Genomic DNA, 19,230 nt, shown 5'->3' on the forward strand with positions numbered 1-19,230 from the left:
CGATGTCTGACAACATGATTCAGTGGGACCAGGACGCCGACGGCATCGTCGTTCTGACGATGGACGACCCCAACCAGGGCGCCAACACGATGAACCAGCTGTACAAGGACTCGATGGGCGCGACGGTCGATCGCCTCGAGGCCGAGAAGGACAGCATCACCGGAGTCGTGCTGACCTCCGCCAAGAAGACGTTTTTCGCCGGCGGCGATCTGCACACCCTCATCGCAGCCAAGCCCGAGGACGCCCAGCGGGTGTTCGACGAGGTCCAGGAAGTCAAGGGACAGCTGCGTCGGCTCGAGAAGCTCGGCAAGCCGGTCGTGTCCGCCATCAACGGCGCGGCACTCGGCGGCGGACTCGAGATCGCGCTCGCGACGCATCACCGCATCGCGGCCGATGTTCCCGGCGTGCAGATCGGTCTGCCTGAGGTCTCGCTCGGTCTCCTGCCCGGCGGCGGCGGCGTTGCCCGCATCACCCGACTGCTCGGCATCCAGACCGGCTTCATGACGGTCCTCGCTCAGGGCACTCGGTTCCGTCCGGCCAAGGCTCTCGAAATCGGTCTGGTGCACGAATTGGTCGGCAGTATCGACGAATTGGTGCCCACCGCCAAGGCATGGATCAAGGCCAACCCCGAGGGTGGCGTCGCACCGTGGGACGTCAAGGGTTACAAGATCCCCGGCGGCACGCCGTCGAACCCGAAGCTCGCGCAGATCCTGCCTGCTTTCCCGTCCAACCTGCGCAAGCAGATCAAGGGCGCACCGATGCCGGCTCCGCGCGCGATTCTCGCTGCGGCAGTGGAGGGTGCGCAGGTCGACTTCGACAATGCGTGCACCATCGAGTCGCGGTACTTCACCGAGTTGGTCACCGGTCTGGTGTCCAAGAACATGATTCAGGCGTTCTTCTTCGACCTGCAGGCGATCAACGCCGGCAAGTCTCGTCCCGACGGCATCGAGAAGACCACCTTCACCAAGGTCGCGGTTCTCGGCGCAGGCATGATGGGCGCGGGCATCGCGTACGTGTGTGCCAAGGCCGGCATCGACGTTGTGCTCAAGGACGTTGCCATCGAGTCGGCGCAGAAGGGCAAGGCGTACTCCGAGGCCATCGAGGCCAAGGCACTCTCGCGTGGCAAGACCACCCAGGAGAAGTCGGACGCTCTGCTCGCACGTATCCACCCGACTGCCGATGCCAAGGACGTCGAAGGTGCCGACCTCGTCATCGAGGCCGTCTTCGAGTCGGAAGAGTTGAAGCAGAAGGTCTTCCAGGAGATCGAGGACCTCGTCGATCCGACAGCGTTGCTCGGTTCCAACACCTCGACGCTGCCCATCACGAGCCTCGCTCAGGGCATCAAGCGTCAGGAAGACTTCATCGGCATCCACTTCTTCTCACCCGTCGACAAGATGCCACTGGTGGAGATCATTCGCGGCGAGAAGACGTCGGATGCGGCCTTGGCCAAGGCCTTCGACCTCGTGCAACTCATCAAGAAGACTCCGATCGTCGTCAACGACAGTCGTGGATTCTTCACCTCTCGCGTGATCGGTACGTTCATCAACGAGGCCATCGCGATGTTGGGCGAGGGCGTCGAGCCGTCGACCATCGAGCAGGCCGGTCTGCAGGCCGGTTACCCGGCTGCGCCGCTGCAGCTTTCGGACGAGCTCACGCTCAACCTGATGCAGAAGATCCGCAAGGAAACCTACGACGCCATCAAGGCTGCCGGTGGAACCCCTCCCGAGGATCCGGCCGGCGAGGTCATCGACAAGATGGTCGACGAGTTCGAGCGTCCGTCGAAGGCCAAGGGTGCGGGCTTCTACGAGTACGAAGACGGCAAGCGCGCCGGCCTGTGGCCCGGACTGCGTGATGCGTTCAAGTCGGGTTCGGCGGACATCCCGTTCGAGGACCTCAAGGAACGCATGCTGTTCATCGAGGCCATCGAGACGCAGAAGTGCTTCGACGAGGGTGTCCTGAACACCACCGCCGACGCCAACATCGGTTCGATCTTCGGTATTGGCTTCCCGGCCTGGACGGGTGGCGTGCACCAGTACGTCGTCGGCTACCCGGGTGGTCAGGCCGGATTCGTCGCTCGCGCGGACGAGTTGGCCAAGAAGTACGGCGAGCGCTTCCAGGTTCCTGCCTCGTTGCGCTGACCCCATGTGAGTGGAAACGCGTAGCAGGCTACGAGTTTCCACTCACATGCGCGTAGCGCTCTCACCCGCGATGCGCGATCAACCTCTCGGCGCCGTCTGTGAATTGTTGCTTCATCAATTCGCAGGCGGCGTCGATGTCGTTTCGAATCAGGGCCGCGATCAGCTCCTCGTGATTGCGCACGGCTGCTCGGCCCCAGTCACGGTCGGTGGCGTAGAGACGGGTCGGGGTATAGCGGGTGGCGTTGTTGAGAAACCACGCCAACTTGGCCGACTCGGCCAGACGGTTCAGCACACGATGGAACTCGAACTCGATGTTCTCGACATCCTCGGCCCGGCCGTTCTCGACGGCGACCGACAGGGCAGCGGTGAGCTCGGCGAGCCTGTCGAGTTCGACCTCGGTGATCTTCGGTGCCGCCCGGCGTACCAGTTCGACCGCGATCTGCCCCTGCAGCCAGAAGATGTCGACGATGTCGCTCGGCGTCAGCGCAGACACCACGTAGCCGCGGTGGGGGACGAGTTCGACGATGCCCTCACCGCGCAAGGTCAGTAGCGCCTCGCGTACCGGGGTGACGCTGACGCCCAGTTGGGCTGCGGTCTCGTCGAGCCGGATGAAGTCCCCGGGTCTCACCTCTCCGGACATCACCAGGTGCCGGACGTGGCTGGCGACTTCCTCGGACAACTGCGGCCGTCGCCTCAGAGCCGTCCGCTTGTCTGCCATGTCGAAAAGCCAATCACACCGCGGGCTTGGTCCGGAGCACAACCTTGGCGACGGGTTCGACGACGCGGGCAGCAATCGGTCCCAGGATGGCCATCAGCAGCACGTACGCGGTCGCCAGGGCTGCCAGTTCGCCTTCGACAGCCCCCGCGGCGACGGCCAGTCCGGCGATGACGATGGAGAACTCTCCGCGCGCCACCAACGCCGCACCGGCGCGTAGTCGTCCCGGCCTGCCGATTCCCTGCCGACCTGCCGCCCACCAGCCCGTCGCGATCTTGGTCGCGGCGGTGGTGACGGCGAGGACGACGGCCCAGCCCAACACTGGCGGGATGGTCGACGGGTCGGTGCCCAGGCCGAACACGACGAAGAACATCGCGGCGAACAGGTCGCGTAGGGGTTCGAGGACGCGGGTCGCGTTGTCGGCCGTCGAGCCGGAGATCGCGATTCCCAGAAGGAACGCGCCGACGGCCGCCGAGACTTGCAGTTCCGACGCGATGCCGGCCACCAGCAGGGCGGATCCGAGGACTTTGAGCAGGACGACCTCACGGTCGGGACTGTCGACGATCGCGGAGACGAATCTGCCGTAGCGCAGCGCGACCACGAGCACGAAGGTGATGACGAACAGTGAGATGCCGAGGGCTTCGAGTCCGCCGAGGAAGCTGACTCCGCTCAGCACGGCGGTGAGGATCGGGAGGTAGATGGCCATCGCGAGGTCTTCGAATACCAGGATCGACAACACGACGGGAGTTTCACGGTTTCCCAGTCGGCCCAGGTCAGTGAGAACTTTGGCGATGATGCCCGACGACGAGATGTACGTGACGCCGCCCATCACGAGCGCCCCGACTCCGCCCCAGCCGAGCAGCAGCGCGACGACGGCACCGGGCGCGAAGTTGAGGACGAAGTCGACCAGACCGGCCATCCACGATCGACGCAGGCCGGTGACGAGCTCGGTTGCGGTGTATTCGAGGCCGAGCAGCAGCAACAGCAGGATGACGCCGATTTCGCTGGCGATCTCGCTGAACTCGTCGATGCCGCCGAGGTTGACGAATCCGCCGTTGCCGAAGGCCAGTCCGCCGAGCAGGTAGAACGGGATGGGGGAGACGCCGATCCGGCCGGCGAGACGAGCGAGAAGTCCGAGAACGAAGAACACGGCACCCAGCTCGGTGAGGGCGAGCGCGCTCTCGGCCACGGGTCAGCCCCGACTGATCTCAGGCATTGCCGAGCAACTTGGCTGCTGCGTCCAGTCCGTCCGCGGTGCCGACGGCGACCAGCAGGTCACCTGCGGCAAGCGTGAAGTCGGGGGTGGGTGACGGTTGTACCTGGCCGGCGCGCATGACAGCGACGACGGATACTCCGGTCTTGGTGCGCATGGCGGTGTCGCCGAGTGTGCGGCTGACGAACCGTGAATTCGCGCGAATGGGGAGTTGACGAGTGTTGATTCCGGGGAGGTCGCGATGCTCTTCCCCGAGCTGAGCAATGAGTTGCGGCGACCCGAGCAGATTGCCCAGGGCCGCCGCTTCCTCATTGCTCAGGGTGATGGACGCCTGCGTCGCATCGGGGTCGTCCTTGCGCGAAACGATCAACTCGTTCGCGCCGTCCTTGCGGGTGATGACGCCGATGCGGCGCCCGGAAGCGAGGGCAAAATCTTTCCGCACCCCGATTCCGGGCAGCAGGGTCACTTCGACGTTCATGGTCGAAATGCTAGCCCTGCCGGCAACGCGTTATCGCAGGATCAGGCGTGGAGCCTGCAGGAACGACCCGTGAAAATGTGAATCAGGATGCGACGGCAGCGAGCAGGGCTTCGCGCTGGTTTGCGCCGAGGCCGCCGATGCGGCGCGTATCTGCGATGGACAGCTGCTCGAGCAGCTGTGCGGCGCGCACGGATCCAACGCCCGGCAGGGCCTTGATCAGCGCGGACACCTTGGTCTTCTTGACGATCTCGTCGTTCTCCGCCTTGGCGAGGACGTCAGCGACGCTCAGTTCGCCGGACTTGACGGATGCGAGCAGCTTCGACCGCGCAGTGCGTGCCTCGGCCGCCTTGGCCAGCGCCGCGGTGCGCTGTTCCGGTGTCAATACTGGTAAAGCCATGGCCTGTTCTCCTCGATTGTGGTGACCCGTCGCTCGTTGACAGGTCTCGACCCTCTTGCATCGTGCCTGGTGGCTCTTCCAATCTAACCGAACAACACGGGTGTCATTCACGGTCGAACCACCGAACCTCCCTCGCCAGGCTACGTCCTATCCGATTCGGGGTGTGCCCCGACCAGCACTTCGGCCTTCCGGAGCCGGTGTGTGCTGGGTGTTCGACGCCTCGAGCCGGCTCGGTCGGGAGCGGTCGCGTGCGTTTTTCGAGGGGCGACGTCGAGTGCCGTGCCGCGGGTTACGTGCAGCGTACCCATATCCGAACGGTCGGTCGGATTGTTATTCTGGCGGCATGATGCGCACCCGAGGACTGCTGGCCGGACTGGCCGCGTCGATGCTCCTGCTCGTCGGCGCGGGTACCGCGGCCGCTGCTCCGATCAACGTTCCGTGGTCACCCGACGACGCGCTCGATTCGGAGGTCAGCTTCGAGTCCGGTGGCATCACCTTCTACGGCAGCCTTCGCATGCCGGTCGGCGACACCCGCGGCGTGGCATTGGTGCTGCCGGGCAGCGGGCCGACCGATCGCAACGGGAACTCGGGTGATCTGCAGCTGAACACGACCACATACGTCGCCGACGAGCTGTCCCGACGCGGTATTGCCAGCCTGCGTTTCGACAAGCTCGGGAGCGGCCGCACCGGGCTGGCCGGGGTGGATCCGAACAACCCGCCCGGTTTCGATGCGCAGGTCGACAATGCTGCGGACGCACTGGCTTTCCTACAGCAGCGCACCGGTGTCGGGGCGGATCGCACGTCGGTGATCGGGCACAGCGAGGGTGCACTGACGGCACTGCGCCTTGCTGATGCCGACAGCGCGGCGTTCACCCATGTCGGTCTGCTCGAGCCGTTGTCGATCCGCTACCTGGATCTGCTGACCGCGCAGGTCGATCGCAACATCGGCGAGGCCGTGGCGGTCGGCCAGTTCACCGAGGAGCAGGCCGCGTCGTCGCGGGATCGCTTCGCGCAGGCCGTCGCCGATATTCGCGCGGGACGACCGCTGTCCGCGGAGCCCGACCCGATCGTCGACGGTCTGGGACTGCGGCAGAGCGCCACCTTCCTGCGTGAAGCGGATGCCACGGACCCGGCGGATCTGGCTGCCGCGCTGCCGGACTCGTACTCCTCGTTCCTGACCTGCTCGGACAAGGATCTGAACGTGTCCTGCGGCCAGGTCGAGAACGTGCGAGTGGCCCTGGGCCACACCGACCTCCACTTCGCGCACTTCGCCAACAGCTCGCACATGCTGGGCGAGCTCGGCCCGCTGCCCGCCGATCCGAACACCGCCCTGGCGCCGCTGCCGCTCTCGGGGGAGTTTCGCGATGCGTTCGGTCGGTGGGTGGACGGACTCTGACCCGTCGAGTTGGCAGTTACGTCGTCGCTACCGGACAACCGCGAATCGGTGATGCGGCCTGGGTGCCCAGATCTTTCGGGCTGTACCCGACGGGATAGCCGGGGTAGGTCTTGTTGCCTGCGTCGGCCGTCGTGCGTGAGTGTTTTCTCGTGGGCAGGAAGCGCTCCACGCGGGCCTTGGTCCGCAGCGCCCGCACCGCGGCCCGTTCCAGCGTGGGTGAGCCGGCGGGGAAGCCGAATGCGTTCGCCATCCGATCGTCGAGCAACGCGAACACGCCCTGCCGGACGGCCGGGGTGAGTGCGGCGGGAAACCACGAGCAGTAGAGATCGAGGGTGTAGGTGCCGATGCGGCGGTTGTCCTCGCTGAAGCGGAACGTGCGTTCTTCGTAATCGAGCTTGAACTGTGCGAACTCGGTGTACGACTCCGGAATGTCTTTGATGCCCATGCGTTTACCCACTTCGCTGTAGAAGTGGAAGGTCGCGAGCCGCTCGTGGGGATGCAGGCGACGCCACCCGTAGGTGTCGATCCATTCGATGGGCTCGTAGATGAACGTCGTGAGCACGTACAGCATGTCGTCGTTGCAGATGTCGTACTGCGCGTGCATTCGATTGACCGTCCGCAACGATTCGCGACCTCGTTCGGAGTCGTATCCGTGTTCGACCATTTCCGACATCAGCAGCGAGGTGTCGTCGTACCGCTTCTGCGGTCGCTTCTCGAACTCGCCGGTCCGGGCCAGCAGAGCGGAGATCGTCGGCACGCAATACGTTCGGAACAAGGCGAATTCGAGGGCCCGCTGATAATCCCAGGGGAACTCGTACCCCGCGGTGATCCGGTGAATGGTGTGACAGTCGCGGACCGGGTCGAGTTCCTCGACGTGGCGCAACCACCCGTATCGACCCCGACCCGGCGCGATGTCCATGGTCAGCCTCGTCCGTGGCGAAGTTTGAGCGCCAGCACCGAGAGCTTCATGTTCCGGGCTTTGCGCTTCATCGTCAGCAGATCGATCGGTGCCGCGAAGCCCTGCACGGTCAGTGATTTGACGGTGCTGAATTCACGAAGACCGTCGTCGCCGTGGATGCGCCCGAAGCCCGAGTCGCCCGTTCCGCCGAACGGTAGGGCCGGGACGCCGGCGAAGCCCAGCACCGAATTGACCGTCACGACACCACAATCGAGCTTCTCGGCGGCGCGTCGTCCGACCGCGGTGTCCTTGGTGAACACCGATGCACCCAGACCGTAGGAGGACGCGTTGGCACGGGCGATGGCCTCGTCCAGGTCGCGGACCTTGTTGACGACGACGGTGGGCCCGAACGTCTCCTCGGTGATCGCGGTCGAATCCTCGGGAACGTCGGTGAGGACGACGGGGTCGATGTACGGCCCGTGCAGTGAGTCGAGACCTCCCACCAATGCGGTGCCGCCCTTGGCCAACGCATCCTCGATCTGGGCGCGGACGATGTCGCTCTGCTTGCCCAGCGTCATCGGGCCGTAGGACGAGGTCTTCGATCCACCGGGCTTCAATTCCTTGACTGCCCTGGTGAATTCGGCGACGAACCGGTCGTACACCGGGGCGGCGACGTAGATACGTTCGACTCCGGCGCAGGTCTGTCCGGCATTGCCCATCGCGCCGAACGTCGCGAACTCCACGGCCGCAGAGATATCGGCGTCGGCGTCGACGAGCATCGCGTCCTTACCGCCGCACTCGGCGATCAGCGGCGTCAACGACTTCGCGCACGTGGCCATGACTTTCTTGGCCGTCGCGGTCGAGCCGGTGAACGCGATCTTGTCGACGCGGGCTTCGACCAGGGCAGTGCCGGTGGAACCGTCGCCGGTGATCGTCTGGAACACCGGGTGGGGAGCGGCGAGCGACTGCCACTTCTCGGCCAACCAGACGCCGACACCCGGAGTGAGTTCGCTGGGCTTGAAGACGACGGTGTTGCCTGCGGCGAGGGCGTACGCGATCGACCCCATCGGCGTGTAGAGCGGGTAGTTCCACGGCCCGATGACGCCGACGACGCCGAACGGGCGGTAGCTGACGTAGGCCTTCTGGTTGATGGCGAGCAGACCCGATCCGACCCTGCGCTGTTTCAGGGTCTTGCCGGCGTGGCGCGCCGCCCAATCGATGTGTTCGACGCCCAACATGACTTCCAGCAAGGAGTCCTCGTCCGGCTTGCCGGTTTCGGCGGCGATGACGGCGGCAAGGCTCGCGGCGTCGCGGGCGATCGCGGTCTTGAATTCGAGGAGCCACCGCTTGCGGCCCTCGAATCCCTGCGCGTCCCACCACCGGGCGGCCGAGCGGGCGCGGGCCACGGCGATCTCGACCTCGGCGGCGTCGGCGATCGGGTACGTGGCGAGTGCGAGACCCGTTCTGGGATCGAGGCTTTCGAAGGTGCTCTCGTTCGTTCGTTCGATCTGGTCCGTCACGGGCTCTATCCTCCAGCAGATCGCATCACATATATTTGATGTGATTCAATGTTGTCCAGGACACACTATGCGTCCGTCACCGTTGCAACAACCCCCGCCGCCCCGCTGTGCAGGAGATGTGGAATGAGCCTCGATCTCACGCGCACGGCGTCGTCGAAACAGCCGATTCTGCGACGACCGCAGTTGTCCGAGGACGTCGCCGTGAGCATCCGCCGAAGGATCGTCGCCGGTGCACTGAAGCCGGGGACGTTCGTCCGCATCGACGAGACCGCAGCCGAGTTGGGAGTCAGTGCCACCCCGGTACGCGAGGCGCTGGTGTCGTTGCGCGGCGAAGGGCTGCTCGAATCGGTCCCGCATCGGGGCTATCGCGTCGTCGAACTGACACAGCAGGACATCGACGACATCTTCTGGTTGCAGGGCACGATCGCCGCGGCCCTGGCCGAGCGCGCATCCCGCCGGGTGACGGCGGAGCATCTCCAGCAGTTGACCACCCTCAACGACGATCTACGCGACGCCGTGACACGCGCCGACGCCGATGCCGTCGAACGGTGCGAGTTCGAGTTTCACCGCGCCATCAACAAGATCGCAGGCGGCACCACGTTGGCGTGGTTTCTGCTCGGTGCCGTCAAGTACACCCCGACGCATTTACATGCGTCCGACACCGACTGGGGACGACGGGCGGTACGCGGCCACGAGGAATTGATCGAGGCGATGCGTCGAGCCGATCACCGGGCCGCCGGTGAACTGATGCGACATCAGTTCACCGACGCAGCGACCCTGGTTCGATCGTTCAGCTGAGTTCGCTCAGCTCAGGTGATGCGGCTGGGGGTGCGACTTGTGTCCCTCGTCCGAACCCTCGTTGTCCTGATGACCGTTCGACGTGCCCTGCGCTCCTGTTCCCGCCGGAACCATCGAGATGATCACCGACTTCGAGGTAGGGCAGTTGCTCTGCAGCGCAGTCGAATCCAACGGAATCAGCGGATTGGTCTCGGGGTAGTACGCAGCAGCCGACCCACGCGGGGTGTCGTACTCGACGATGCGGAACGACGGCGCGCACCGTTCCACGTCGTCGTCGTCCCACTTGGTGACGAGATCTACCATGTCGCCGTCGCGGAAGCCGAGCGTCGAGATGTCTTCTCGGTGCACGAAGATGACGCGTCGGCCGTTCTCGATTCCGCGGTAGCGATCGCTGAGGCCGTAGATCGTCGTGTTGAACTGATCGTGGCTGCGCAACGTCTGCAGAATCAGATGGCCGGGCGGAACCTGCAGCACGTCGATCGGCGAGACGGCGAATTCGCCCTTCCCGCTCTTGGTTTCGAACGTCCTGCTGTCGCGAGGGGGATGCGGAAGGACGAAGCCGCCGGGGCGTCGAACATTGACCTCGTACCCTTCGCAACCGGCGACGACGCGCGAGATGTGCGTGCGAATGTTGCGGTAGTCGTCGCGGAAACCCTTCCAGTCGAGACCGTATCGGTCGCCGAGTGTCGCCTCGGCGATTCCGCTGACGATCGCGACCTCCGAGCGCAGGTACGGGCTCGCGGGCTTCAGCGGTCCTCGTGACGAGTGCACCGAGCAGGTGGAGTCTTCCACCGAAATCCATTGCTCACCACTGGCTTGCACGTCCTTCTCGGTGCGTCCGAGGGTCGGCAGAATGAGAGCGGTCTCGCCGCAGACGAGATGCGAACGGTTGATCTTCGTCGAGATCTGCACGGTCATGCGCATCTTGCGCAGCGCCTCGAACGTGACGTCGCTGTCGGGCGTCGCCTGTACGAAGTTGCCGCCGAGGCCGAGGAAGAAATGGGCCTTGCCGTCGCGCATGGCGCGGATCGAGTCGACGGTGTCCAAGCCGTGCTCACGGGGCGGCTCGAAGTCGAACTCCGCCGCCATGGCGTCGAGGAAGGCCACCGGAGGGCGCTCCCAGATGCCCATCGTTCGGTCGCCCTGCACGTTCGAGTGGCCACGGACGGGAAGCAAACCGGCACCGGCCTTACCGATGTTTCCTTGCGCGAACGCGAGATTGGTGACTTCCTTGATGGTGGCGACGGCATTGCGATGCTGCGTCAGACCCATCGCCCAGCAGAAGACGGTGGCCTTGGAGTCGCGCAGCATCTCGGCGGCCTCGGTGATCTGCTGCATCGACAGGCCGGTGACCTCGGTGACGAGATCGAAATCGACCTCGGCAACGTGTGCCTTCCACTCGTCGAATCCGACGGTGTACTCGCCGAGGAACTCGTGATCAAGGGCGTCCCACTTCACCAACAGCGCCCCGAGGGCCTGGAACAGAGCGAGGTCGCCGTTCAGCTTGATCGGCAGGTGCAGATCCGACAGATCGGTACCGGGACCGACCATGCCGCGCGGGGTCTGAGGGTTCTTGAAGTTCAGCAGTCCCGCTTCGCGAAGGGGATTGATGGACAGAATCTTTGCGCCGTTCTGCTTCGCCAGCTCGAGGGCGGAGAGCATGCGCGGGTGATTCGTGCCGGGATTCTGGCCGGCCAGGATGATGAGTTCGGCGTTGTGAACGTCGTCGAGCGTGACGCTGGCCTTGCCGATGCCGATGGATTCCTGCAGCGCGATGGACGTCGACTCGTGACACATGTTGGAGCAGTCGGGCATGTTGTTGGTGCCGAACGACCGAGCGAACAACTGGTAGATGAACGCGGACTCGTTGGACGCACGACCCGAGGTGTAGAAGATGGCCTCGTCCGGGCTGGCCAGGCTCTTCAACTCGTCGCCGATCAGACGGAACGCATCGTCCCATTCGATGGGCTCGTAGTGGCTACCGCCGGGGAGCTTGATCATCGGATGCGTGATGCGGCCCTGCTGACCCAGCCAGTGTTCGGTGTGCGCATCGAGCTCGGCAATGCTGTGCTGCGCGAAGAACTCCGGAGTGGCTCGCGTCGTCGTCGCCTCCTCGGCGACGGCCTTGGCACCGTTCTCGCAGAACTCGGCGGCGTGCCGATGACCCGGATCGGGATCGGGCCACGCGCAGCTCATGCAGTCGAAGCCCTCGGCCTGGTTCAGCTTGAGGAGCGTCTGCGCGGTGCGCTTGGGACCCATGTGTCCCAGCGCGCGCTTCATCGACACCGCGACGGCGGTGGCACCTGCCGCATGGGTTTTCGGCTTCTCGATATCGAGCTCGGCCTCGTCGACGTCGCTGTCGGTGCGTCTCATGCGGGTCCCTTCGTTGCGTTACCCCCGAAAACCGACAATAGCCCGAAGGCTCAGCCGGCGAGGAGCGCGGTCACCAAATCCACGTACTGCTGTTTCGCTGAATCCTGGCTCGTACCTTCGAGCTTCGCCCATGCATCGAACTTCGCCCGATTCACCATGTCCAGCCGTCCGGGACGCTTACCCGTCACGTCTCCGATCGAACCTTGCTTGAAGAGCGAGTACAGGCGCAGCAGATCGTCGTTGCTCGGCTTGGACGTGAGCTTCTTGACGTCAACCTGCGCATCGGCGAACGACTGGTCGAGATCGGACATGAACGAGCTCCTTCGGCTGTAGGTGCCGTCATCCTTGCACGGCGGCCTGCTCGAGGATGCGAATACAGTGCGCGACGAGAGCGTCGCGAGTGGCGTCGAGGGTGCCGTCCAGAAAACCGATGAACAGAGCCGTCAGCGCGCCGACGGTTCCGACGGCGACGAGCTGCCGGTCGGCGGACTCGGGTAGCCGGGCACGAACCAGTTCGACGAACCCGGGCAGCAGGTCGAGTCCGCGTCGGCTCAGCGCAGGTTCGGCCAACGGAGCGATCAGCAGCACTCGTCCCATCCGAGGCTCGTCGACGACGATTTCGACGAACGCCCGGACGGGCGCGGCCACGGCGTCCTCCGGTGATGCTCCGGCGACGACGTTCTCCAGGGCTTCCTGCGCTCGGGCCCCTACCCAGGCGTAGACCGCGCGAACGAACGTGTCGCGATCGGTGAAGCTCTCGTAGAAGTAGCGCTCGGTGAGTCCGGCTGCGCGGCACACGGCGCGCACGTTGACCGCAGGTCCCTCCTGCGCGCCGAGGAGTTCGATCCCCGCATCGAGCAGCGCGTCGTATCGCTTGGATCTGCGCTCTTCCAACTGTTGACTACGCATGTTGTCGAGGCTACTTTGACAACATGCGTAGTCAGTTCGATCGACCCGTCCCACTCGGTCCCGACTCGCTCACCTGGAAGTACTTCGGTGACTGGCGCGGGATGCTGCAGGGCGTGTGGGCGGGGTCGATGCAGAACATGCACCCGGGCCTCGGAGCGGGCGTCGAACAGCATTCGACGTTCTTCGACGAGCGATGGCAGCGGCTCTACCGCTCCCTGTATCCGATCGGGGGAGTGGTGTTCGACGGCGACCGCGCCGAGGAGACCGCCCACCAGGTTCGCAGCTACCACAACGACATCAAGGGAATCGACTCGAAAGGGCGCACGTACCACGCCCTCGATCCCGACACCTTCTACTGGGCACACGCGACGTTCTTCATGGGCACGGTTCTCACGGCGGACAACTTCATGGGCGGACTCACCGAGGATCAGAAGCAGACACTGTTCGACGAGCACGTGCAGTGGTACCGGCTCTACGGGATGAGCATGCGATCGGTGCCCGAGACCTGGAGCGAATTCCAGAGGTACTGGGATCACATGTGCCGAAACGTGTTGGAGGACAACATGGCCGCACGCGGAGTACTGGATCTGTCCGCGCTCGGACCACCTCCGTACGCGTCCTGGCTACCGGAACGACTGTGGGCAGTACTGCGCCGCCCGGTCGCATCGTTGTTCGTCTGGATCACCGTCGGGCTCTACGACCCGCCCGTCCGCGAGCTACTGGGATACACCTGGTCGGAGCGCGATGCACGACGGTTCGCACTGTTCGGCAGGGCAGTGAACCTGGCGTTCGGGCTGGTGCCGCGTCGTCGCCGACTCCATCCGCGCGCCCGGGCCGGCTGGGATCGCGTCGCGGGCCGCAGGCCGGCATCGGCTCCTCTGGCGCACACGCCCGCCCGCAATCTGCCGCCGGCGCAGCGTCGCTCGCACCCGTCGCACTACAGCCCGAAAGTGTAAGTTTCCGGTCTCCGGGTACGACGCGGGTATGTACAACGTCAGAACTGGCAGCGGGTCGCCGCTGGTCCTCGTCCACGGGCTCGGGTCCTCGTACCGCAACTGGGATCCGATCGTCCCGGCACTCGCGGAGCACCGCGAGGTCATCGCCCTCGATCTCCCCGGGTTCGGACGGACACCGCCGCTGGCCGACGTGTCCATCGCGTCGTTGACCGATGCCCTGCGCGCGTACCTCGACAGCGAGGGATTGTCCGACGCCGATCTCGTCGGCAGCTCGATGGGCGCGCGGATGGTCGTCGAGCTGGCCCGACGGGGTCACCGGGGGTCGATGGTGGCCCTCGATCCGGGCGGCTTCTGGAACGACCGTCAGGTCAAGGTGTTCGGGGCGACCATCACCGCATCGCTGGCGTTGATGAAGCGGGCGCAACCGCTGGTGCCCTTCCTGGCCGGGAACCCGATCACCAGAACCGCTGCACTGGCGCAGTTCTCGGCCGCGCCGTGGAAATTGCCGAGCGGACTGGTCGAACGGGAGCTGAAGGGCTTCTCTGCCAAGACTTCACCCTCGCTCGACGCCGCTCGCAAGGCACTGATCCACGGGCCCAAGCAGCAGGGTGCCCCGAAAGGTTCCCTGCAGGGGTCGCTGCTCATCGGCTGGGGCCGTCAGGACAAGGTGACGACGCCCAGCCAGGCAGAGGTGGCGATGCAGCGTTTTCCCGACGCCACCCTGCACTGGTTCGACAAATGCGGACACTTCCCGCACTGGGACCAGCCGACCGAAACCGCCCGAGTCATCCTGCGGGCGACCGGGAGATAAAACCCATGTGAGTGGAACCTCGTAGCCTGCTACGAAGTTCCACTCACAAGGCTCAGCAGTTCCACCACGGACGCAGAGGTACGTCGGCTTGACCTTTCGGTCCCAGCTTGACCGCTAGAACCTGGTGCAGCTGAACGACATTGCGCTCGAATCCCAGACGGGACCCGGCCATGTAGAGGCCCCAGACACGGGCTGTTCCCTCGCCGGCCTCGGCGACGCACGCATCCCAGTTGTCCACCAGGTTCTGGCACCACCCGGCGAGGGTCAGCGCATAGTGCTCGCGCAGGTTCTCCTCGTGCCGGACCTCGAGGCCGACGTCCTGGATCTCGGTGATGATGCGACCCGATCCGGTGAGTTCCCCGTCGGGAAAGACGTACCGGTCGATGAAGCTGCCTGCCTTGGCGTGCGCGCGGTTGTCGGGCCGGGTGATCGAGTGGTTCAGCAGTCGACCACCGTCACGCAGCTTGGACTGGATGAACGTGAAGTACGCCGGGTAGTTGCCGACACCGATGTGCTCGGTCAGCCCGATCGACGAGATCGCGTCGAAATTCGTCTCGGGCACGTCGCGGTAATCGGAGAAGCGAACCTCGGCGAGGTCCGCGAGACCCTCGTCTTCGATGGCCTTCTGCGCCCACGAGGCCTGCTCCTGCGAGAGAGTCACACCGATGACCTGAACTCCGCGTCGCGCTGCGTAGCGCACCATCGAACCCCAGCCGCATCCGATGTCGAGCAGGCGATCACCGGGCTGCAGACCCAGTTTGTCGAACACCAACCGATACTTGTTCTCCTGCGCGGCCTCCAGAGACTGCTCGACGTTCTCGAATGCCGCACACGTGTAGGTCATCGAGGGACCGAGGACCATCTCGTAGAACCTGTTGGACACGTCGTAGTGGTGGTGGATCGCTTCGGCATCGCGTGTCTTGGAATGCCGCAGACCTTCGGCGATGCGACGCCACCGCGGAATCGCCTCCTGGGGCGGAGGAGCGATGGGACGCAGCACGTCCCAGCCGAGCGACCGAGCGATCGAGGTCAAGGTCATGGCCGACGGGCGGCGGAAATGGAGCTCGTCGCCCATCAGCGCGAGCAGTTCGTAGGGATCACCGGGATGAACACCGGTGGCCTCCAGGTCGCCGGAGACATAGGCGCGGGCCATGCCAAGATCGCCGGGAGCTGTTGCGAGATAGGTAGTTCCGCGTGGGCTCTTGAGGTTGAGGCCGATCTTGGCATCCTCGGGGCCGGCCACGCTGCCGTCGTACGCGGTGAAACGCAGGGGAATGTTGCCGTCGGAGATCAGCTCGAGGATCTCGGAGATCTTGAGTTTCTGTGGCCCGTTCACCGTGCGATTGCCGGAGTCCTTGAACGTCGTCATTTGCGCTGCACCGCCTTCGAGTACAAATCCAGCAATCGGGATTCGGGATCGTATTTCTTCTTCAGTTCTCTGTATTTCTCGCCGCCGTAGAGAACGGCGAATTGATCCTCGGTGTAGTAAGCGTCCGAGTACAGCGATTTATGCCCCTCGAACTCGGTGACCTTCTTCTCGATGGCGCGGTTCGCGGCACCCTCGGGTCGACCGGGCACGATCGGCACCGACGACCAGAAGCCGATGTTGACGTAGGTGCGCTTGGGCTCGAGCGGGTACAGCGGCCACGGCCTGGACGGATCGGCTCCGGGGGCGGCCGGTTCGCGAAGACGCAAGGGGCACAACCACAACGGCTCGATCGGAATCTCGTCGAGAAACCAGCGTACGAATCCGGCGGTGTGTTCGATGGGAACCTCGACGTCCTGTACGACGCGTTCGCGCGGCGGATTTCCCTTGCGCTTCTCGAGTCGATCGGCGATGTCGTACTTGCGATCGAGGCCGATCAACTTCCAGTAGAAGCTGCTGCGCCGGTACTTGCGCGGCCAGAAGCGTCGGATCCGGGGGTTCTGGGTTCCGAACGCACGCGAGCACCAGAACCAGTCGGTATCCCACCGCCATAGGTAATCGTGGATGGTGAGCCGATCGGTCTTCGGAGTGTCCGACGAATGCTGGATCGAACGGTAGAAGATGTCGGCACCGGTGTAGTCGCTGACGGGGCCGGGCTCATCGGTCTGGACCCCGAGAGTGAGGTAGCTTTCGTCGGCGCTGAAGACGACGCCGTCCAGGTACTGAACTTCGATGCCGTCGTACTCACGCCGAGCGACGATGGTGCCCATCGTCGTTTGAAGCGCGTCCAGATCGTGGAATCGCAAGTGGCGCAGGGCAACGAACGGAAGTACCGGCTCGAGTTCGATCTTCAGCCGCGTCGAGTAGCCGAGAGTGCCGTACGAGTTGGGAAAGCCCCAGTACAGGTCCGCGTGCTCGCCCTCGGGTGTTGCCGTGAGGATCTCACCGCTACCGGTGAGGACGTCGATCTCGAGTACCGACTCGTGCGGAAGCCCGCTGCGGAACGACGTCGACTCGATGCCGAGTCCGGTGACCGCGCCGCCGAGAGTGATCGTTTTGAGCTGCGGAACGACGAGAGGGGCGAGGCCGTAGGGCAGCGTCGCGTCGACCAGATCCTCGTACGTGCACATCCCCGCCACGTCGGCGGTGCGAGCCGCGGCATCGACGGTGACGACCTTGCTCAATCCCGAGACGTCGAGTCCCGGCGTCTTCGAGGTCGTCCTGGCCCGAAACAGGTTGGACGTCTTCTTAGCCAGACGCACCGTCGCGTCGGTCGGTATTGCGCGATAGCTGCGAAGCAACTTCTCGACACCCGACCGATGCGCTGCGTAACCGCTCTCCCTCGGTTCTGGCCGTCGTCCGAGAAGAGCATTCACTGAAGCCACGAGTAGACGCTATATCTCGTACTGCTCGGTATCCACCGAAGCTGCCGACGGTCCGGTGAAACTTCACGCAACTGTTGTCGAATCGGCCGGCTCAAACAGAACCATTCGGACAAATGGTTGCATCATGCATGTGTTTTTCGATGACAATTGATCGTATGTGAACCACCTCACACACTCTCGGCGGCAGTGCCGACATCGGGAGCGACGCGAGGCAGGATGGAGAACGCAACCCCAATCGACTCGAAGGAGAACGTTCTCGTGGCTCAGGTCAGCGCATCCAGTTCCGCCACCATCGCCACCACACCCGATCAGGTGCTCGCCGCGCTCGCCGACTACGAAACCGTGCGGCCCCGCATCCTTCCCGAGCAGTATCGCGACTACCGGGTGGTGCAGGGCGGACAAGGCGACGGCACCGTGGCCGAATGGACCCTGCAGGCCACCGAGAAGCGAGTGCGCAACGTGAGCGCCTCCGTCACGGTCTCCGGCTCGACCATCACCGAACGCGACGCCAACTCCTCCATGGTCACCACCTGGACCGTTGTCTCCGAAGGCAACGGCACCGTCGTCACCACGACGACCGAGTGGACGGGTGCCGGAGGAATCGGCGGATTCTTCGAGAAGACGTTCGCGCCCCTCGGATTGAAGAAGATCCAGGCCGCGACCCTCGACAACCTGCGCCGCGAGTTGATCTAGACCCGCTCGAAATCCGGCTCCTCGATCAACGCCAACGTGCCGACCACCACGGCGCGCATCGACCATAAAAACATCCCGTCGGGTCCACGGTCGATCGTGTCGTAGGCCCCCGGAAGGGTGTCGAGGTCGGTGCGCGCCGCGATCGCGTCGTCGTACTCACGGTCGCGGCGATCGGCGTCGTACACCATCTGCGCCAACGCCAGTGCATGTTCGCTGACGGTGATGACGGCCCACGTCGCCTGCTTGGAAGTCAGTTCGTAGCGCACTCGATATCGGGTCTGCACGGTGTCGGCCATGCGCAGCGCGTCGACGGAACTGGGAGTCAGTCCGATCAGGTACTCGGCGATGCCCGGGTTCTCGAGTACGAGCACCCGCAGTGCGGACGAGAGTCCCAGCAACGCGTCGTGCATCGACTCGTCGTCTCCGGGGAGCGGCGGCGACCACCGTCGCAGGATCTCCTCGGCGACCAGGGCCTTGAGCGCGGCCGGACCGTCGATGTTGTTGTAGATCGCGACTATCGACACGCCCAGCGCGTCGGCGACCGACTTCACCGTCACCTTGGGCAGCGTCAGGGCGATGCCCGCCTCGGCCATGGTTTCGGGAGTCACTCGACGCTTGCGAGGGGTCGAGCTCGCCGGCGCGTTCATGGCCTCAGGCTACGTGGGCTCGGAACTGACGGAACGTCAGCCGAGTGTCGAACCCGATCGTGCGGTCGAACGTCGTCCGACACCGTGCGACTACGCTGGAGGTTGCTTCGACCCACGCGAGAGGACGGCACAGTGCAACCCGGTGAACAGCCCGACATGGCCTCGATTCTGCAGCAGGCTCAGCAGATGCAGCAGCAACTGATGGCGGCACAGGCGGAGATCGCCGAAACCGAGGTCACCGGCCAGGCCGGCGGCGGACTCGTCGTGGCGACCGTCAAGGGAACGGGCGAAGTGGTCGGACTGACCATCGACCCCAAGGTCGTCGATCCCGACGACGTCGAGACACTGCAGGACCTGGTGATCGGTGCCATCGCCGACGCGTCGAAGGCAGCGCAGAACGTAGCGAGCGAGAAGCTCGGCCCCCTCGCAGGCGGCCTCGGCGGCGGCTCCCTCGGACTACCCGGCTTCTAGGCGAGA

General features: G+C 64.7%; 19 protein-coding genes. 7 read left to right on the top strand and 12 right to left on the bottom strand.

Going from position 1 to position 19,230, the window contains the following annotated elements; all coding sequences use genetic code 11:
• Positions 1 to 2: 2 nt before the first annotated feature.
• Positions 3 to 2,138 (top strand): 3-hydroxyacyl-CoA dehydrogenase NAD-binding domain-containing protein, encoded by a 2,136-nt coding sequence (locus tag CH266_RS04645; RefSeq protein WP_094651669.1) that lies wholly within the window; start codon positions 3 to 5, stop codon positions 2,136 to 2,138.
• Between the two features lie 61 nt (positions 2,139 to 2,199).
• Here the strand turns inward: CH266_RS04645 and CH266_RS04650 are convergent, their stop codons facing one another.
• From CH266_RS04650 to mihF, 4 genes are all read right to left on the bottom strand, one after another.
• Entirely contained in the window at positions 2,200 to 2,856 is a 657-nt protein-coding gene (locus CH266_RS04650; RefSeq protein WP_052055153.1) for a GntR family transcriptional regulator, read from the bottom strand.
• A 13-nt stretch (positions 2,857 to 2,869) separates the two neighbouring features.
• Complete coding sequence (locus CH266_RS04655) at positions 2,870 to 4,042, bottom strand: cation:proton antiporter (protein WP_094714849.1); 1,173 nt, start codon at positions 4,040 to 4,042, stop codon at positions 2,870 to 2,872.
• A gap of 19 nt (positions 4,043 to 4,061) precedes the next feature.
• The gene (locus tag CH266_RS04660; RefSeq protein WP_027494547.1) at positions 4,062 to 4,544 is read right to left on the bottom strand and encodes a cation:proton antiporter regulatory subunit; all 483 of its coding nucleotides are present in this window, start codon (positions 4,542 to 4,544) and stop codon (positions 4,062 to 4,064) included.
• A gap of 82 nt (positions 4,545 to 4,626) precedes the next feature.
• Entirely contained in the window at positions 4,627 to 4,941 is a 315-nt protein-coding gene (mihF, locus tag CH266_RS04665; protein WP_008712632.1) for an integration host factor, actinobacterial type, read from the bottom strand.
• A 343-nt stretch (positions 4,942 to 5,284) separates the two neighbouring features.
• Between mihF and CH266_RS04670 the strand changes: the two genes are divergently transcribed.
• A complete protein-coding gene (locus CH266_RS04670) occupies positions 5,285 to 6,337 on the top strand; it encodes an alpha/beta hydrolase (protein ID WP_052055151.1) in 1,053 nt (350 codons plus the stop codon).
• Positions 6,338 to 6,353: 16 nt separating this feature from the next.
• On the opposite strand, the gene CH266_RS04675 is transcribed toward CH266_RS04670, so the two are convergent.
• On the bottom strand, positions 6,354 to 7,256 hold the full coding sequence (locus CH266_RS04675) for an oxygenase MpaB family protein (RefSeq protein WP_094714850.1): 903 nt from the start codon (positions 7,254 to 7,256) through the stop codon (positions 6,354 to 6,356).
• 2 nt (positions 7,257 to 7,258) lie between these two features.
• Positions 7,259 to 8,776 carry an aldehyde dehydrogenase family protein gene (locus CH266_RS04680; RefSeq protein WP_441347037.1) on the bottom strand — a complete coding sequence of 506 codons (1,518 nt, stop codon included), beginning with the start codon at positions 8,774 to 8,776 and terminating at the stop codon, positions 7,259 to 7,261.
• Between the two features lie 102 nt (positions 8,777 to 8,878).
• Between CH266_RS04680 and CH266_RS04685 the strand changes: the two genes are divergently transcribed.
• Positions 8,879 to 9,553 carry a GntR family transcriptional regulator gene (locus CH266_RS04685; protein WP_048316783.1) on the top strand — a complete coding sequence of 225 codons (675 nt, stop codon included), beginning with the start codon at positions 8,879 to 8,881 and terminating at the stop codon, positions 9,551 to 9,553.
• A gap of 6 nt (positions 9,554 to 9,559) precedes the next feature.
• Here the strand turns inward: CH266_RS04685 and CH266_RS04690 are convergent, their stop codons facing one another.
• From CH266_RS04690 to CH266_RS04700, 3 genes are read right to left on the bottom strand one after another with little or no spacing between them, the layout of a single operon-like run.
• On the bottom strand, positions 9,560 to 11,926 hold the full coding sequence (locus CH266_RS04690; protein WP_027494542.1) for an FdhF/YdeP family oxidoreductase: 2,367 nt from the start codon (positions 11,924 to 11,926) through the stop codon (positions 9,560 to 9,562).
• Between the two features lie 50 nt (positions 11,927 to 11,976).
• Positions 11,977 to 12,237, bottom strand: a complete 261-nt coding sequence (locus CH266_RS04695) for an acyl-CoA-binding protein (protein WP_032364582.1) — start codon at positions 12,235 to 12,237, stop codon at positions 11,977 to 11,979.
• Between the two features lie 28 nt (positions 12,238 to 12,265).
• Positions 12,266 to 12,835, bottom strand: a complete 570-nt coding sequence (locus CH266_RS04700; RefSeq protein WP_032369281.1) for a TetR/AcrR family transcriptional regulator — start codon at positions 12,833 to 12,835, stop codon at positions 12,266 to 12,268.
• 23 nt (positions 12,836 to 12,858) lie between these two features.
• Between CH266_RS04700 and CH266_RS04705 the strand changes: the two genes are divergently transcribed.
• On the top strand, positions 12,859 to 13,791 hold the full coding sequence (locus CH266_RS04705; protein WP_094714852.1) for an oxygenase MpaB family protein: 933 nt from the start codon (positions 12,859 to 12,861) through the stop codon (positions 13,789 to 13,791).
• A gap of 28 nt (positions 13,792 to 13,819) precedes the next feature.
• Entirely contained in the window at positions 13,820 to 14,602 is a 783-nt protein-coding gene (locus CH266_RS04710) for an alpha/beta fold hydrolase (protein ID WP_057472554.1), read from the top strand.
• 52 nt (positions 14,603 to 14,654) lie between these two features.
• Here CH266_RS04710 and CH266_RS04715 read toward each other — a convergent pair whose 3' ends face one another.
• Together CH266_RS04715 and CH266_RS04720 are read right to left on the bottom strand one after the other, a co-directional pair.
• Positions 14,655 to 15,971 carry a class I SAM-dependent methyltransferase gene (locus CH266_RS04715; protein ID WP_094714853.1) on the bottom strand — a complete coding sequence of 439 codons (1,317 nt, stop codon included), beginning with the start codon at positions 15,969 to 15,971 and terminating at the stop codon, positions 14,655 to 14,657.
• The gene (locus CH266_RS04720; protein ID WP_176457014.1) at positions 15,968 to 17,413 is read right to left on the bottom strand and encodes an FAD-binding oxidoreductase; all 1,446 of its coding nucleotides are present in this window, start codon (positions 17,411 to 17,413) and stop codon (positions 15,968 to 15,970) included. Before CH266_RS04720 ends, CH266_RS04715 begins: the two co-directional genes overlap by 4 nt.
• A 258-nt stretch (positions 17,414 to 17,671) precedes the next feature.
• Between CH266_RS04720 and CH266_RS04725 the strand changes: the two genes are divergently transcribed.
• Positions 17,672 to 18,106: an SRPBCC family protein gene (locus tag CH266_RS04725; RefSeq protein ID WP_094714865.1), complete on the top strand. Its 435-nt coding sequence runs from the start codon at positions 17,672 to 17,674 to the stop codon at positions 18,104 to 18,106.
• On the opposite strand, the gene CH266_RS04730 is transcribed toward CH266_RS04725, so the two are convergent.
• The gene (locus CH266_RS04730; RefSeq protein WP_141214495.1) at positions 18,103 to 18,753 is read right to left on the bottom strand and encodes a hypothetical protein; all 651 of its coding nucleotides are present in this window, start codon (positions 18,751 to 18,753) and stop codon (positions 18,103 to 18,105) included. The two genes, CH266_RS04725 and CH266_RS04730, sit on opposite strands and share 4 nt — an antisense overlap.
• A 132-nt stretch (positions 18,754 to 18,885) precedes the next feature.
• Here CH266_RS04730 and CH266_RS04735 point away from each other — a divergent pair, with 132 nt between their 5' ends.
• The gene (locus tag CH266_RS04735; RefSeq protein WP_032395293.1) at positions 18,886 to 19,224 is read left to right on the top strand and encodes a YbaB/EbfC family nucleoid-associated protein; all 339 of its coding nucleotides are present in this window, start codon (positions 18,886 to 18,888) and stop codon (positions 19,222 to 19,224) included.
• Positions 19,225 to 19,230 lie beyond the last annotated feature (6 nt).

This window comes from Rhodococcus sp. 06-1474-1B (assembly GCF_002258885.1).
GTDB lineage: Bacteria > Actinomycetota > Actinomycetes > Mycobacteriales > Mycobacteriaceae > Rhodococcoides > Rhodococcoides fascians.

Coding starts and splice junctions, on each gene's coding strand:
- CH266_RS04645 (WP_094651669.1), top strand. CDS start 3: ATGTCTGACAACATGATTCAGTGGGACCAGGACGCCGACGGCATCGTC.
- CH266_RS04650 (WP_052055153.1), bottom strand. CDS start 2,856: ATGGCAGACAAGCGGACGGCTCTGAGGCGACGGCCGCAGTTGTCCGAG.
- CH266_RS04660 (WP_027494547.1), bottom strand. CDS start 4,544: ATGAACGTCGAAGTGACCCTGCTGCCCGGAATCGGGGTGCGGAAAGAT.
- mihF (WP_008712632.1), bottom strand. CDS start 4,941: ATGGCTTTACCAGTATTGACACCGGAACAGCGCACCGCGGCGCTGGCC.
- CH266_RS04670 (WP_052055151.1), top strand. CDS start 5,285: ATGATGCGCACCCGAGGACTGCTGGCCGGACTGGCCGCGTCGATGCTC.
- CH266_RS04675 (WP_094714850.1), bottom strand. CDS start 7,256: ATGGACATCGCGCCGGGTCGGGGTCGATACGGGTGGTTGCGCCACGTC.
- CH266_RS04685 (WP_048316783.1), top strand. CDS start 8,879: ATGAGCCTCGATCTCACGCGCACGGCGTCGTCGAAACAGCCGATTCTG.
- CH266_RS04690 (WP_027494542.1), bottom strand. CDS start 11,926: ATGAGACGCACCGACAGCGACGTCGACGAGGCCGAGCTCGATATCGAG.
- CH266_RS04695 (WP_032364582.1), bottom strand. CDS start 12,237: ATGTCCGATCTCGACCAGTCGTTCGCCGATGCGCAGGTTGACGTCAAG.
- CH266_RS04700 (WP_032369281.1), bottom strand. CDS start 12,835: ATGCGTAGTCAACAGTTGGAAGAGCGCAGATCCAAGCGATACGACGCG.
- CH266_RS04705 (WP_094714852.1), top strand. CDS start 12,859: ATGCGTAGTCAGTTCGATCGACCCGTCCCACTCGGTCCCGACTCGCTC.
- CH266_RS04710 (WP_057472554.1), top strand. CDS start 13,820: ATGTACAACGTCAGAACTGGCAGCGGGTCGCCGCTGGTCCTCGTCCAC.
- CH266_RS04715 (WP_094714853.1), bottom strand. CDS start 15,971: ATGACGACGTTCAAGGACTCCGGCAATCGCACGGTGAACGGGCCACAG.
- CH266_RS04730 (WP_141214495.1), bottom strand. CDS start 18,753: ATGAACGCGCCGGCGAGCTCGACCCCTCGCAAGCGTCGAGTGACTCCC.